At 43.5% G+C, this 14,045-nt stretch carries 19 protein-coding genes and 1 pseudogene; 8 read left to right on the top strand and 12 right to left on the bottom strand.

All coding sequences use genetic code 11. From position 1 onward, the window contains the following. Positions 1-30 precede the first annotated feature (30 nt). A complete protein-coding gene (locus tag QUB26_RS05600) occupies positions 31-777 on the top strand; it encodes a 5-formyltetrahydrofolate cyclo-ligase (protein WP_333237586.1) in 747 nt (248 codons plus the stop codon). 50 nt (positions 778-827) lie between these two features. Continuing rightward, positions 828-1,346, top strand: coding sequence for an O-acetyl-ADP-ribose deacetylase (locus QUB26_RS05595; RefSeq protein WP_333237584.1), 519 nt, complete (start codon positions 828-830; stop codon positions 1,344-1,346). A gap of 153 nt (positions 1,347-1,499) precedes the next feature. Here QUB26_RS05595 and QUB26_RS05590 read toward each other — a convergent pair whose 3' ends face one another. The 3 genes from QUB26_RS05590 to QUB26_RS05580 form a co-directional block, all read right to left on the bottom strand. After that, positions 1,500-2,099, bottom strand: coding sequence for a Uma2 family endonuclease (locus QUB26_RS05590; RefSeq protein ID WP_333237583.1), 600 nt, complete (start codon positions 2,097-2,099; stop codon positions 1,500-1,502). Between the two features lie 619 nt (positions 2,100-2,718). After that, positions 2,719-3,669 carry a phytanoyl-CoA dioxygenase family protein gene (locus QUB26_RS05585; protein WP_333237581.1) on the bottom strand — a complete coding sequence of 317 codons (951 nt, stop codon included), beginning with the start codon at positions 3,667-3,669 and terminating at the stop codon, positions 2,719-2,721. 121 nt (positions 3,670-3,790) lie between these two features. Continuing rightward, entirely contained in the window at positions 3,791-5,656 is a 1,866-nt protein-coding gene (locus QUB26_RS05580; protein ID WP_333237579.1) for an AAA-like domain-containing protein, read from the bottom strand. Positions 5,657-5,932: 276 nt separating this feature from the next. Here QUB26_RS05580 and QUB26_RS05575 point away from each other — a divergent pair, with 276 nt between their 5' ends. From QUB26_RS05575 to QUB26_RS05565, 3 genes are all read left to right on the top strand, one after another. Beyond that, positions 5,933-6,106: a hypothetical protein gene (locus QUB26_RS05575; protein ID WP_333237577.1), complete on the top strand. Its 174-nt coding sequence runs from the start codon at positions 5,933-5,935 to the stop codon at positions 6,104-6,106. Between the two features lie 31 nt (positions 6,107-6,137). Next, the gene (locus QUB26_RS05570; RefSeq protein WP_333054618.1) at positions 6,138-6,470 is read left to right on the top strand and encodes a hypothetical protein; all 333 of its coding nucleotides are present in this window, start codon (positions 6,138-6,140) and stop codon (positions 6,468-6,470) included. A 319-nt stretch (positions 6,471-6,789) separates the two neighbouring features. Next, positions 6,790-7,257 (top strand): serine hydrolase, encoded by a 468-nt coding sequence (locus QUB26_RS05565; protein WP_333237575.1) that lies wholly within the window; start codon positions 6,790-6,792, stop codon positions 7,255-7,257. 86 nt (positions 7,258-7,343) lie between these two features. Here the strand turns inward: QUB26_RS05565 and QUB26_RS05560 are convergent, their stop codons facing one another. The 7 genes from QUB26_RS05560 to QUB26_RS05530 form a co-directional block, all read right to left on the bottom strand. Continuing rightward, positions 7,344-7,715 (bottom strand): DUF4342 domain-containing protein, encoded by a 372-nt coding sequence (locus QUB26_RS05560; RefSeq protein WP_333166918.1) that lies wholly within the window; start codon positions 7,713-7,715, stop codon positions 7,344-7,346. 481 nt (positions 7,716-8,196) lie between these two features. Continuing rightward, positions 8,197-8,337: a nucleotidyltransferase domain-containing protein gene (locus QUB26_RS05555; protein ID WP_333237572.1), complete on the bottom strand. Its 141-nt coding sequence runs from the start codon at positions 8,335-8,337 to the stop codon at positions 8,197-8,199. Between the two features lie 67 nt (positions 8,338-8,404). After that, positions 8,405-8,764 carry a DUF5615 family PIN-like protein gene (locus tag QUB26_RS05550; RefSeq protein ID WP_333302625.1) on the bottom strand — a complete coding sequence of 120 codons (360 nt, stop codon included), beginning with the start codon at positions 8,762-8,764 and terminating at the stop codon, positions 8,405-8,407. Beyond that, complete coding sequence (locus QUB26_RS05545) at positions 8,742-9,125, bottom strand: hypothetical protein (RefSeq protein ID WP_333237567.1); 384 nt, start codon at positions 9,123-9,125, stop codon at positions 8,742-8,744. Before QUB26_RS05545 ends, QUB26_RS05550 begins: the two co-directional genes overlap by 23 nt. A gap of 62 nt (positions 9,126-9,187) precedes the next feature. Further along, positions 9,188-9,523, bottom strand: a complete 336-nt coding sequence (locus QUB26_RS05540; protein WP_333237564.1) for a hypothetical protein — start codon at positions 9,521-9,523, stop codon at positions 9,188-9,190. An 8-nt stretch (positions 9,524-9,531) separates the two neighbouring features. Further along, positions 9,532-9,915 carry a hypothetical protein gene (locus QUB26_RS05535; protein ID WP_333237561.1) on the bottom strand — a complete coding sequence of 128 codons (384 nt, stop codon included), beginning with the start codon at positions 9,913-9,915 and terminating at the stop codon, positions 9,532-9,534. Positions 9,916-10,008: 93 nt separating this feature from the next. Continuing rightward, positions 10,009-10,761, bottom strand: a complete 753-nt coding sequence (locus QUB26_RS05530; protein ID WP_333237559.1) for a hypothetical protein — start codon at positions 10,759-10,761, stop codon at positions 10,009-10,011. Positions 10,762-10,858: 97 nt separating this feature from the next. Here QUB26_RS05530 and QUB26_RS05525 point away from each other — a divergent pair. Beyond that, positions 10,859-11,023: pseudogene (locus QUB26_RS05525) on the top strand (ATP-binding cassette domain-containing protein); the annotation flags it as partial. Between the two features lie 50 nt (positions 11,024-11,073). Here the strand turns inward: QUB26_RS05525 and QUB26_RS05520 are convergent. Continuing rightward, positions 11,074-11,337, bottom strand: coding sequence for a type II toxin-antitoxin system RelE/ParE family toxin (locus tag QUB26_RS05520; RefSeq protein ID WP_333237555.1), 264 nt, complete (start codon positions 11,335-11,337; stop codon positions 11,074-11,076). Further along, positions 11,330-11,584, bottom strand: coding sequence for a hypothetical protein (locus tag QUB26_RS05515; protein ID WP_333237553.1), 255 nt, complete (start codon positions 11,582-11,584; stop codon positions 11,330-11,332). The genes QUB26_RS05520 and QUB26_RS05515 overlap by 8 nt, the downstream gene beginning before the upstream one ends. Before the next feature lie 321 nt (positions 11,585-11,905). Between QUB26_RS05515 and QUB26_RS05510 the strand changes: the two genes are divergently transcribed. Together QUB26_RS05510 and QUB26_RS05505 are read left to right on the top strand one after the other, a co-directional pair. Beyond that, entirely contained in the window at positions 11,906-12,070 is a 165-nt protein-coding gene (locus QUB26_RS05510; RefSeq protein WP_333237551.1) for a hypothetical protein, read from the top strand. A gap of 30 nt (positions 12,071-12,100) precedes the next feature. Further along, a complete protein-coding gene (locus QUB26_RS05505; RefSeq protein WP_333237549.1) occupies positions 12,101-14,023 on the top strand; it encodes an ABC-F family ATP-binding cassette domain-containing protein in 1,923 nt (640 codons plus the stop codon). Positions 14,024-14,045: the final 22 nt, after the last annotated feature.

Genomic DNA, 14,045 nt, shown 5'->3' with positions numbered 1-14,045 from the left:
TTTGTATCATATATTGTACCATAATACAACATGAAAACTGATTGGACTGGATATAACGACGACAAAGACAACTTAAGAGCTGAAATTTGGTCTTTGCTCAAGCAGCAAGCCGCATCTATTGGCGATCCGTTTGGTCATATTCCCAACTTTGTTGGGGCCCACTTGGCGGCCGAAAAATTGGCAAATTTACCAATTTGGCAACAAGCAAAAACGATTAAGTGCAATCCAGATGCGGCGCAAAATCCGGTGCGGATGCGAGCTTTGCAAGATGGAAAACGCCTGTATATGGCAGTACCGCGATTGACAGACGATCGCTGTTTTGTTGAGTTGACTGCTGAGGATTTGCAGAGACAAAATATATCAATTGCCGAAAGTGCGATCGCCCGCAAAGCACTCGATTGCGGAAGATTGGTAAGTTTTGAAGAAATGGAGCCCATTGATTTAGTAATAGTCGGCTGTGTAGCAGTAACGCGCAACGGTGGAAGAACCGGGAAAGGTGCCGGTTTTGCCGATTTGGAATTGGCGATGTTGACCGAATTCGGGTTAGTACAAAGCGATACGCCAATTGTGACAACAGTGCATCCTTTGCAAATAGTCGAAGATTCGCGTTTACCGATGCAAGCTCACGATTGGGCGCTGAATAGGATTGTTACTGCTGAGGGGGTAATTGAGACTAATACAAGTTATCCGCGTCCAATTGGGTTAAACTGGGATAGTATACGGCCGGAACAGTTGGAAAAAATTCCAATTTTGCGAAAGTTGAGAGAGCAAGACTAGATAACGAGTTTCTTTGCTAAACTTGCCTATAGTTTACTATTCCAAAAAATATGAAAGTTATTTTGGGCGACATCACAAAACTCGAAGTTGATGCGATCGTGAATGCTGCAAATAGCAGCTTACTGGGTGGTGGTGGAGTAGATGGAGCAATACACAAAGCAGCAGGTTCAGAACTTGTTCACGAGTGCCGATTGCTTGGAGGATGTAAGATTGGGGATGCTAAGCTAACTAAAGGATATAACTTGCCTGCACGGTTCATCATCCACACAGTAGGGCCAGTATGGCGGGGAGGTAATCATGGAGAACCTGAACTCCTGGCCGAGTGTTACCGCAAGTGTATGCAAATCGCCGCAGATCAAGAGTTAGAGAGTTTGGCATTTCCTGGCATTAGCACCGGGATTTACAAATATCCTAAAGCTCTAGCAGGTGAGATTGCAGTGAAGGTATGCTCGGAATATATACAAAATAATGGTGGTTCTCCAAAAGTAATTTTTTGCTGCTTCGATCGAGAGAATTATGAAATTTATGAGAGGATTCTATCTAAATACAACCCTAAAAAATCTCTCTAAAACTTCATCTGACGCACCCTACAAGTTTAGGATTTATATCAAATCCGTTGCTATCGGAATTATTCATCTCTCTCTTCTCTTCCTCTGCGCTCTCTGCGGCCTCTGCGGTTCAATCATTCAAAAAAAACCGTAAACGATATTACTCATTTTATCTTAAGGCAAAAGAGAATTCACAGCGATCGCCCCAATTTCTATTCCTTCAATAATAATCGGTATAACAGCAGATCGCCCGAAATCCAACCTTTGACTATAATCTGGCTGCTCAACTTCAACAAGAGGTTGAGAGTACACCTCAACCAGTCCTTCAACAAGATTCACAATCCAATAAATCGCAATTCCAGCGCGGGCATAAATCCGTTTTTTGACAGTGCGATCGCGCTGAAGTGTCGTATCAGATACTTCAATAATCAGGGCAATATCTTCAGCACCCGGATGGCGATCGAGATACTGTCTTGTATCCCCTCGAACAACCACTATATCAGGTTCTGGTTCGCTGTTGGATAGCGTGATCGGTTCTTGAGAATCGACATACCAACCAGGGGGTAAAATATTCTCTAAAGCTGTTCTGACAAGACGAGTTGTGACTCGATGCGGTGGATTTTTTGGCATTTTGAAAACCAGCCAACCTTCCAGCAATTCTACAGAGTCATCATCCGTGAGAATGCCAGCTTTAATTATCGCATGATACTGCTCGATGCTCAAGCGCAAAATCAGATCGTTCGGAATTGCTGCAACACTTTCGACGGGCGGCATAACTGTCTGGGCTAGTTGATTATTGTTTTATTTTACTGTTTCTTTAACGAACCGCGAAGGCGCGAAGCAAGACAGAAGAAGAAGACTATAAGCTGATGATATATCTACTTTGTGGTGAACACGCGCCATGCAATGAAAGCTGTAAAGGCTAGATAAGCTGTTGTGCATTTAAATAGAATGTCAAAAAACAATCTAATTCTTGTGGGGTGGGCGTCTCGCCCGCCCTGAATATGCAATTTAAATGCGTGACAGCTTAACCAAATACGGCTATCCAATCTAGCCAATTATCGGATGTTATCAAAAAAATATCGTTCATGGGTATCATTCACCTGATTATTACTTACAGAAATTATACCAAATCTAGGTTAGTTATTCCCATCTCTCTCTTGTGGAGACTCTGCGTACTCTGCGTCCTCTGCGGTTAAATCATTCCTATGCAACCGGAATTGAGAAGACCGAAAGCATCCAGGATACAAGCCCCCGGATGAATCTGGGGAGAAATAAAAAACCTGTATCCGAGAAACTTGCCGAACGTATTTATCCGTGGGGTCAAGGCTTCAATCTAAAATCTAAAATCTAAAATCTAAAATCGATTGACTGGCTTTTTAGGAAAATTATATTAAGTCTTTTTCAGATTTTCCCGATGCTTCGTCAAGAAATCTAACAGTGCTTCCGCCTCTGGGGATGGCTGTAAACTGGCGTAAGAATAGCGATACAAACCTCTGCAAATCAGAGATAACCGCGTTGGGAAATCAAGCACTGATGGGATATCGACAATCACATCATCAACTGGTGGAATATCCCCTCGCTGACAATATACGGCATAGCTAATTCGAGGCGATTTAGCCCGACTGCTGCTGCGGCTTCCCCAGTGAAAAACGTATTGATCCCAGCACGATAGAGTACCAGCTTGTGTAGGTAAAGCCCGGATATCTTCCAAGGCAAATTTAGTAGCTTTCGTCTTGAGATTTTTGATAGCTTCAGCATACTCTGGATCGCGGTTTGCCGGAATCATGTACATACATGAATTGAGGGGATTCGCCTCAGTAATTGTCACCCAGAGAGTAAGCACTGTCGGCATACCGTTGGAGTCTATAGTATTTTCGTACTCGGCGTCGCGGTGTGGCTCAAATCCTTTGCCGCTGTCAGAAGTTTCTATGTAATAAACCCAAAAATTGGGAACTAGCTTGTAGCCGTTCCCCAAAATTCCTGTCAAGGTTGAGTTAAAGTAACCAAATGCTTGATAGAAGACATCGTAGACGAGGGCAAACATTGTCGGAAACCCGGCTTTTCGGACATTTTCTATACAGTCGCGCATCTGGTGAATAGTCGCAGCAGGTATGACGCTAGGTGTTTGGAAATAGCCTTCTTCTCGCAGTTGCAGCCTGTACTCGTCAATTTCTGCTTTTGGGATTCCCGAAACTTCTGAAAAGCCTTCAAATGGTCGATCAGAAATAGTTGAATTGGGGTTGATATCGCGCCAGTAGTTAATATCTTCTGCTTGTGGCAAAAGTGGAATTAATTTATCTAAGTCAAGAGACTTTCTCAGAGTGACAGTTTCTTCAGTCATCGATCCTATTTTACGTTGATACTGCACAGGGGAAAGCCGGGGCGATCGCTCTTTTGCGATATTTGTGCTGCTCTTTCCCCATACTGCTAATTCTACGTCATTAACGAGCTAAAATATCCAATTAATTAACTCCTAAATGTGTTGTAAAGTATTGTCGGTACAGTTCGCACCTCGGCACGCACTCGTTCCCCTGCAATTTCACCAACCCCAAACTGTCCAACTTAAACGCCTGCATCGCCTTTAATTGCACCGGAGAGTCCGCCGCCACAATCTCTCTCATCCCCTGCGCCAACTCTGGATATTCTTCCAAATTCCACAATTGCCGGCGCAAATGGTCGCTGTAAATTCCCGCATCTGCGATCGCACTTTCTTTTAATTCATCGAGTGTCAAATCCGATCGCGAAATGTGATATAATGCAACTCGCACTAAATACGGATGACCGCCGACAATTGCCATCAATTCCTCAACTTCTGCCTCCGACCAATTCAAGTTGTGGCGCGCTGCTAAATCTTGTATTTGCTGAGAGTTGAATTCGGGCAAATCTACGGGAAGTCCGACGTTGAAAGGCGATTGATTGATGTTCATCGGGATGTAAACTTCGGTGGAGTGAACTACAATTAATCGCAGTTTTTTCCAGATGTCGCGCCGCTTCGATTCTTCGTGCCACGCCCGCAGCAGTCCTAAAAAGTCTTCGGCAATGTCGGGATATTGGAAAACGCGATCGATCTCGTCTAATCCTAAAATTAAAGGACTGTCGATTTGCGGCAAAATGTATTTTTCAAAGTAATCTTTGCAGTTGACTTTGCTGCCAAAAATCTCGTCCCAATAATCGTCTAATTGATTGGGTAAGTGCAACTCGCGGCCGACGTAAGCGCAAAACCACTTTAAGAATTTATCTAAGTTTGCAAATACGGCTTTATCTACTAACTGAAAAGTTAGCGGCACGGTGCAATAGCCTTGACGGGCTCCGTGATGCAAAATTCTTGCCATCAAGGAAGTTTTGCCCATTTGTCTCGGCGCTTTAATTCTAATTAACGCGCTGGGCTGCACAATAGTTTGATAGCAGCGTTCTTCGATGGGCTGGCGTTCTACATAAAATTGAGAAGCGACATCGACTTGTCCTCCCGGTAATTCCGGTTCGGCGGCGGGTAGAGGTATTTCGTCGCTGCTAATTTCTAATAGTTGTTTTTGTGTTAAATCTTCCGTTTCCTCCGTGACTGGTGCGGGAGTTTCTGCTAGCAAGTTCAGAACTTCTTCGATAATAATTGGAGTGTCGGCGGTGGTTTTCCATTCCCTCTGTTTGATGCGGTACAGATAGCCACGCAAATCGTGATTTAGAGGCGCGTTCAGGGGAAAACCGACGCGGATGGGGAGAATTATTGGTTTTTTGTCAGGGCGGGAGTCTTGCAGTTCTTTTGCTTTCTGAACTTGATATGTTAGTAGTTCGCTTTGGGTTTCCGTTGGCGGCAACAGTAGCAGCAAATAATCGCATTCTTGGAGAAAGAAATTAATGCGATCGAACCAATTATCTCCTAATCTAATGTTATTTTCTGCTGTGAAAACTGTATGACCGATCGCGCTTAAGGCCGTTTCTAAGTGTTTTCCCAACTCGCGATCGGGTTCGGCGCTGCGATAACTCACAAATACTTTAACAATTCTGCTGCTGGTGGCTGTTTCTCCCGCTGGCGGCAAATTGTCCAGCTCGTCTAAATTTTCCGCTTCCTCAAGTTTAGCCGATCGGTGGTCGCCATTCGCCAGATTCATTTCAAAAGCCGCGAACAACTGCCGAATTTTACTCAAATCCGCACCTTCTCTACCCTGCTTAATTTTGCTGACTGTATCGGCACCGACGCCCGACTCGGCCTCGATTTCAGTCAGAGTACCTCTAAGGTTATATCGGTCAGACCATTCTTGGAGCGCCTCGTTAAGTTTCTTTAAGCCAGAGGCAGTGAGAATGCGACCGCGATCGCGTTTTGACTTGAGCACTTCGCTTGCAGTGAAAGGGGAACGAATCTAGAAATTTTAACGCCTTAAGTCCCTATTTTAGGCGATTTTAAGGAAGATAATCAGCCAGCCGGAATTTAAGGGATTTTACTGCGAGAGGGTTTTTGGGCGATCGACTCCTCAAACTCTGTCCTGATAACGGCTTCAACAGTTGAATATATTTTAGGATAAAAAGTTTTTCTTAACTCCCCAATCTCCGCCGCTAATCACCACTTAACTTTTTAGAGTAGATACACCAAGCAAAAAAGGAGCAGCCAAATGAGCAAAATCTTACACAGACTGGCAATGGCCGCTTTGGGAACCGCCGCCATTTTCACAATTAATACACTTAATAATTTAACAGAAGCATCAGCCGCTGGTAAATTTGACGAACCAGAAATTTCTCAAAACACAGTTTTTCCACTTGGCGTACCGGGTCAGTTCCATAAATAGGCAAATTCATTCATTTAATTAAGGAGAAATTATGAAGTCTACACTGTGTTCGCCACAACCTATAGCTACCAAATCTGACTCGGTTGACGCTGAGGCGATCGATGCCTGCACTGCACTTGCATGGGTGGAATTGGTAGCATTAGATGCCAGCGCTCTCACGGGGGATGATTGGCTGGCTTTGTGCGATGATATAGATAGCGGGGAAATCTACCGCTGCTGGTTTTTGTGGTGCGATCGCGAAGTTAGCGGTAATTGGGAAGCTTACGATCCTTTGAGCGATCGCCGATTTGTTGCTAAAGGAAAAGTTTTTCTCAAAGCCGCGATCGACTCCCTCGAAGATGCTAGAAATCGGGAAGTGGCCTAATTTGAATTCATCTCATGTGAAGAAAATTAGTGCCTACAAAACAAGAATTCTCCCAAGAGAATTCGCCATTGTACAAAGTTTCGTCCGCCTGCGCGAGACTCGAAGAAAAAGGGGTAAGAGAACCGGATTTGATAGGAGTCCCGGAAACGGAATACTCTCAAAGAAAATAAAAAAAATACGGCTGCGGGCAAGAGTTGACTGTATCATGCTAGGTGCTTCGTCTCGAAAGCGGTTGAAAACGTTTTTTCAGCCGCTTTATCGTTGCAGCCGTTCAACTCTTTCTCTTTAAACATGACTCTAAAAGTGCACAGCCACCAACATGATTATTGAACGTTTGGGGGGAATGGGTCAACTCAACGAACGTTTTCGCAGTTGGGGATTAACTGACACCAGAATTCGCAATTGGCTCGGCGATTTTCAAGGAACAAATACCACAAGTTCTGTGGATATGGTAAAGTTGCTGGCGATGCTGTCTTGCGATAAATTAGTCTCTGAATCCAGTCGCGAACAAGCTTTAGAATTATTGCGGCATAATACAACTAGAACGCTGTTGCCCTCCGGTTTGGGTCCCGGTGCAGTTATTGCTGACAAAACCGGAGATATCGGCTTTGTGGTTGGCGATGCGGGAATTATTGATATGCCCAACGGTAAGCGTTATTTAGCCGCAATCTTTGTCAAGCGGCCTTACAATGACCGGATTGTGAGAGATTTTGTCCGTCGAATTTCGCGCATTGTTTACAATTATTTAGACCCACCTGCGGCGAGGGTACCGGATAATTTGCGTTGATCAGACAATTCGGCGATTGAAATCGCTACTAAACAAACAAAGTCCGCCTTCGCGGACTTGAAGAGAAGATTTTTAATTACTAATGACTATTCTTTGCGCTCGATTGCTACAGTCAAATGAGCGGCAACTGCCCCCACTGTAGCAAGTACAGCAGCAATTGGAAATACTACTGAGCCCGCAACGCCGCCTACTAATCCCGCCATCAGCGGAATGTCTGCCAAAGTCCGCCCTTGCGAGTTTTTGATGACGAGGCGGCGGAGTTTTCCTTGCTGAATTAGTTCTTTGACTTTACCAATTAGGCTGTCGCCGCTAATCTTAAATTCTTCCACTCTGACTTTTTCCTCTGTGGCAAATTCTGAGGCGAATACATGAGTTTCAACTGTTGGGTTGGCTGAATTTCCGGCCGCTGCTGTTTCGTCTTGTAGAATTGTTACTTGTTGTTCTAGTTGTGAGTTCATTTTGTGTAAGGGCGGGTGAAAACCAGCCGTTTAATTTCTATACCCTTATCTTCGGCGATCGCACTTGGGAATGACAGGCAAGGAAACCCTACAATCTGCATTCGTACTTTCCACCCCCGCCTTCTTACTCAAAACTTTATTTTTGTCTGGTTAGATAGGGGCGGGTTTATCTATGCCTAAAGGTAGAGAAGATATTGTTGAAACAACCCGTCTCTAGATACAAGTAAGGTGCGTACTGCTAGCCCGCGTCTTGGTGGCTGGTGTCTGTTGAATTTTTTGTTGAAACTTTCGGCGTTGCTGAATCAAGGTATGAATGCCCCAGGAATGGGAATATCGTCAAACTTCAAGTAATGTATTAATAACTTAATAGAATGCTTGAGGGCGTTGCTTAATCAGGGTATGAAAAAAATCAGTTGAAAATCCTCAAGCTTTGTCGATACTGGTTTCTATGACTGGCATATTTAGCCTTTCATACCGTAAATCAGCAACGCCAGATATCGATGTCGCTGTGTGCATGAAAGTCGTCGCGAAGGATCGAACCAAAGAGGGAGAGTTCGATGATTTGCCAATGTTGACAGAATTTGGTGATTTGGTCAATTGGTAGGGCGATCGGGGTTTTCATTCAGCTTCCTCGTCATCTATGCAGATTCTAAGTGAACAACTAGAATCTCTTCCTGGTTTCTGATAAATTAATAACTCCATTGATTGAGAACCACAAACTGATTATTGAGGTCATATTCTGCCGTCTCTAAATTATCAATTGCCTTCACAATCGCCTGGTAACTCATATTCTTAGAAGCTTCAGGATCTTGATAAACTGCCAAAATTCCTGAATGTTCTGGGTTCGCTTGATGCAATTGCTGAAAGTCATCACAATTGCGTGTAAGCAGCACTCTCTGATTTTCTCTGGCAGCGTCTAGCACGACTGAATCTGGATGATTCATTAAATCCAATGTATTGACTGTGGCTACATCGTGACCGGCTGCCTCAAGAAGATTGACTAAATACTTTGCTTGAGAATCTTCGTCAAGCAGCATTCGTAGGCTCAACTTGCACTCCTTTTACTTCCAATCGATAGCGTTCCTCGTCTGCTTCTAATTTTAAAATTTCTTGATGTTTCTGACAGTAATCAATCGCCTCATAGATAGCAGACAACGGTAAATCCCAATTTTCGGCAGCTTGTTCGGGTGACATCTGATTGGCAGTCATGTCTCGCCAAATAGTCGATGCCAGTAATTTACGCCCCTTAATGTAAAGTTGTTTGCGCCAAGCATGAGGGCGTGCAATTAAATATTGCCAATTCTCGATTTCTGGTGTACTTTGCAGGGATTGAACGATCGCACCTAGCAGGGCAAGGCGATCGCTGACTGATAGTTGGCTGGCTTTTTCTTTAAGCTCTTGCAAGGACATAAAAAAATACTCCAACAAAGGTTGGTATTTGAATTATAGTACAAATGTCGTTTTACTGAGAACTACTCATAGCGTACCTTCTTAAATTTTATCACCTCAATTACATCATCGTGCCTTTGCCCCTCAATAATATCCTTGAGATGAATTTGTCCATTAATGTATTGAACGTGGATACGCCAGCCTGAGACTTTATCCATATCAGCACGATAAATTGCCTGCTTCACACCCTTTACTTTGTGCAGTCTCGTCTTTGGAAATTTTCTCGTTCTGTGACATTCGTTGTCTTCCAATTCTGCCAAAGCTTCAAGAAAACAAATCTTTAGCTCATCATCTGGCCAAATCTTCAGGGCTTCGTAAATAATGCCATATTCATCGCAGAGTGTAATAGTCTGTGCCATAAATAAGCTTACGATATCTGGGCAGCTTCTAGAGTGTGGTGAAGCATATCTTGATATAGAGACTCTGCTACACCGTGATATGCTCGATCGAGTTCTTCGTGTTTGACGGCTCGAAAAAGAGTAAAAATAACTTGCCCAAAAATTGGATCTTCGTCAACTGCCCAAATCACCCTTAGTGTTCGAGAAATCCGTAGTGTGTAGAGTGAAGATTCGTAACCATTAAGATTTGTCGGTAAGCGCAGGCGGCGCAGCTTACGATAGACATCAGATTTTTTAGTTGGAAAGAGGCTAGCGCAATCGTTGATTTTTTTAATCACTGCTGCTCTTTCGTCTTCACTCAACTTAGCAATATCTTTCTCAAAGCCCTTTGTTGACTCAATTAGAATATCCACTTTACAAACCGCCAGTCTGATTATGATTATGTCTATTATAGCGCTGTTCTACTGCGGTTATGCGAGGGAGAGTATGGATTATAATCAAATCCCCTATCGCGCAATAAAAACAATTTCTCCAAATACTTCGGTAAAGAAATCATGAAAAATATCGAGTTTATCCTTTTCCGGCGATGATGTGATAGTCTTAATTTCACTATTTCCAATTCTAAAAACTTTAAATCCCTGCTTCCTCAACCATCGATCCTTCTTTAAATGTTCAGCATATACATCTTCAGAAAGCTCATATTTTGGTCTCTTAGTATCATCATACCTAGCGTAGTGAGATTGACCATCAATCTCAACAACAACTATGTCGTTGGTTCCGAACGCAGAACTCTTGAATATGAAGTCTACAATAAAGGGCTTTTTTCTATTCGCTCTTTCTTCTTTGGAAAAATTCCAATTAACGTAAACATGAGGAATTAGGGCTGGTAACGATGCTCCCCCATGATAATCTCGACAGCACAAATGACAATATAAATTAAAAAAATCTCTTTCGGCAGTGGACTCCTGATTACAGTAAGTCTCTAGTTTCTTCCAAAGCCTTGATATGTATTTGTCGTAAAATGCAAATTCATCTCCCCCACTATGACGATATCCTAGGTCAATTATTTCTTCTTGGCTAGCCAAATTATGTAATTGTGAGTCTATAAGATTCATCCAGTTAATATCTTTACCCTCTTGTATCTGAAGTTTATTAACTCCAGATACACTAAAATCAATGCTACCGTTACCCTTAATTTCAAACCCATCACACCAAGGAAAAAACTTGTGATCCTTGCCGAAAAGTAATATTTGCTGCATTGCACATCTCCTAGTATTATTAGATTTAATTTAGGGGATTATTTCAAATTCCCTAATGAATGCTACCCTAAAATTAGGTGAATCATCTTATATACTCATGACTATTTTTACTCTACGATCGATCAAAAAAGACTTCGGCATCAAGGAACTCTTGACAGATGCCAGTTTCAGCCTCGATGAAGGCGATAAAGTCGGACTCATCGGCACCAACGGTTCCGGCAAATCAGCCCTGCTGAAAATGATTGCCGATATGGAGTCGATCGTTTACTGATTAAATCGATCGCTCTTGTTGCTGGGCTGACTAACTCGCCCTCACGGTTCATAGACTTGACTGCGATGAGCGATCGCCACAACAAATACCTGCACCACTTCATCGTCGATCGAGTAAATCACTCTGTAGTCCCCGATTCGGTAGCGATAGTACCCTGCATAATCTCCTTTGAGGGCTTTAATGTTAGGGTGCAACTGAGGAGTTTGTTCTAACTGCTCCAAACATCGGGCAATTTTCTTCGCTAGGGCTTTGTCAGCATTGACATAAACCTTTTGAGCATCAGGATGGAGAACAACTTCATACATCGGAGCGAAGACTTCTCCAGGTTGTGTAATCAGTTTTAGGAGTTGCTTGATTTTGCTTAACTCGCTCTAGCAATCCAGAAATTTCCAAAAGTTCTTGAGTTGCAGCTTCGCTTTCAGCATTTGCTAAGTAAGCCGCAAAATCAGCAAGCACTTGTAATCGTTCTGGTGATAGTTGCTTGAGTAAGTCATTAAGCTGGCGGTGTAACTCTGCGGGTGATATCAAATCTGCTGAGGATCGATCGTTCATTTGGGAATTATCCGTGCTTTTTTCCTCATTTTACCTAGAGGGTTTTTGTTTGTCAATCTCCTCGTCATACCCAAGTTAATGTTTGATAAAAAATAAAGTAAAAAAAGTTGTTTCCGTAGTATTTTTATTTGAATTCCTACTGAATACAATAAATACCTAAAAAAATCAAAAATAAACCCAAATAAACAACACTTTAAGAAGTATTAAGTAGGAAAGCATGGAGTTGCTGGGGATAGTAATTTGAAAAACTTTTATAACTTATTTTAAATATAATAGTTAGTCTATTTTTGACCTGGTAGTAATTATCAATTCTCAATTTTATTGACCCACATCGAAGCAGCAAAACGTCTTAGAAACGCTCAACCTAAAATCACTTCCTTGCTGCGTAGCCAACAATCTGAGTTTTCCATCGATCGCCCCACAATGACTTACCATCCGAATGACAGACCATACGGATGCAACCGGACTCGATCGAACTTGCGTTAAACTAAGTCAGGTAAATGACTTTCTATACTCATGACTATTTTTACTCTGCGATCGATCAAAAAAGACTTCGGCATCAAGGAACTCTTGACAGATGCCAGCTTCAGCCTGGATGAAGGCGATAAAGTCGGACTCATCGGCACCAACGGTTCGGGCAAATCAACCCTGCTGAAAATGATTGCGGGTATGGAGTCGATCGACTCTGGCGATCGCTGGGTCAATCCAGGGTCTACAATTGTCTATCTCCCCCAACAGCCGGATTTAGACGAAAATCACACTGTCTTAGAGCAAGTATTTGCCGACAGCGGCGAACAAATGGCTTTAGTGCGAGAATACGAGGAAATTTCCGATCAACTGTCCCACGGCAAAGGCGATACAGACAAGTTGATGGCGCGTCTGTCTGCGGTGTCTGAACGCATTGATGAGGTGGATGCGTGGGACTTGGAAACCAAGGCGAAATTGATTTTGACCAAGTTGGGGATTGAGGATTTTGATGCGAAAATTGCCGACTTGTCGGGCGGCTACCGCAAGCGAATTGCCTTAGCAACGGCTTTGTTGTCCGAGCCCGATGTGTTGCTGATGGATGAACCGACAAACCACTTGGATGCGCTGTCTGTGGAGTGGTTGCAGAATTATTTGAACGGCTATCGCGGTGCTTTGCTGCTGATTACGCACGATCGCTATTTTCTCGATCGCGTCACCAATCGCATCCTGGAGATCGATCGCGGCGACCTTTACAATTATGCTGGCAATTACGCTTATTACTTGGAGAAAAAAGCCCTAGCTGAAGAATCCGCCGCCAGCAGTGTTCGCAAACACGCGGGAGTATTGCGGCGCGAATTGGAATGGCTCAAACGCGGGCCAAAAGCGCGGAGTACCAAGCAAAAAGCTCGGATCGATCGCATTAAAGATATGCGAGCCCAGGAGTTCAAAACAGCCAACGGCAAAGTCGAAATTGCCACAGCGGGCCGCCGGATTGGTAAGAAGGTGATTGAGTTACTGAATATCTGTAAAGCTTACGGCGATCGCACTTTAATTAAAGATTTTACCTACAATTTCACTCCCGAAGACCGGATAGGAATTATTGGCTGCAACGGTGCGGGAAAATCGACGCTGATGGATATCATCACCGGACGCATTCAGCCGGATTCGGGTACTGTCGAAATTGGCACAACCATTCATATCGGTTATTTTGACCAGCATTCGGAGGATTTGACACCGAACGAAGACCAGCGAGTTATTGAATACTTGAAAAGTGTGGCAGAGTTGGTGCAAACGGCGGACGGCGAAATCATTACCGCTTCTCAAATGTTGGAAAAGTTTCTGTTTCCACCGAACCAACAGTATGCACCGATTAACAAACTTTCGGGCGGGGAAAAGCGCCGATTATTTCTGTTGAAGGTGCTGATGAGTGCGCCAAACGTGCTGATTTTGGACGAACCGACAAACGACCTGGACGTGCAGACTTTGGCGGTTTTGGAGGATTATCTCGAAGATTTTAACGGCTGCGTGATTGTGGTGTCGCACGATCGCTATTTTCTCGATCGCACGATAGACATGGTTTTCGCCTTGGAGCCTGGGGGCAATTTGCGCTTGTATCCCGGCAATTATTCGGTGTATTTAGACTACAAGAAAGCCGAAGAAGACAAAGAAATCAAAGAACAAAAAGAAAAAGAAAAACTTACACGCACCGTTGAATCTAACAATTCAAAATCTACAAATTCCACTCAAAAATCAACCAAAGTTTCCTTCAATGAGAAGCGGGAATACGAACAATTAGAAAGTCAAATTCCGAAGATGGAAGCTGAAAAAGAAGACATTGAGAAGATTTTGTCTCACAATGCTCCGAGCGAGTTTGCAGAGATGAAGAAGTTATCGGATCGTTTGGCTCAGTTGACGCAGGAGATCGATAATGCGACTGAGCGCTGGTTGGAGTTAGCCGAACGGGTTGGTTAATTTGGGCTGTCCGAGTGTTGTG

It is taken from the genome of Microcoleus sp. B4-C1 (genome assembly GCF_036705285.1).
GTDB lineage: Bacteria > Cyanobacteriota > Cyanobacteriia > Cyanobacteriales > Microcoleaceae > Microcoleus.
Note: the sequence above shows the minus strand (reverse complement) of the source record. Positions and strands in the feature narration are given on the sequence as shown.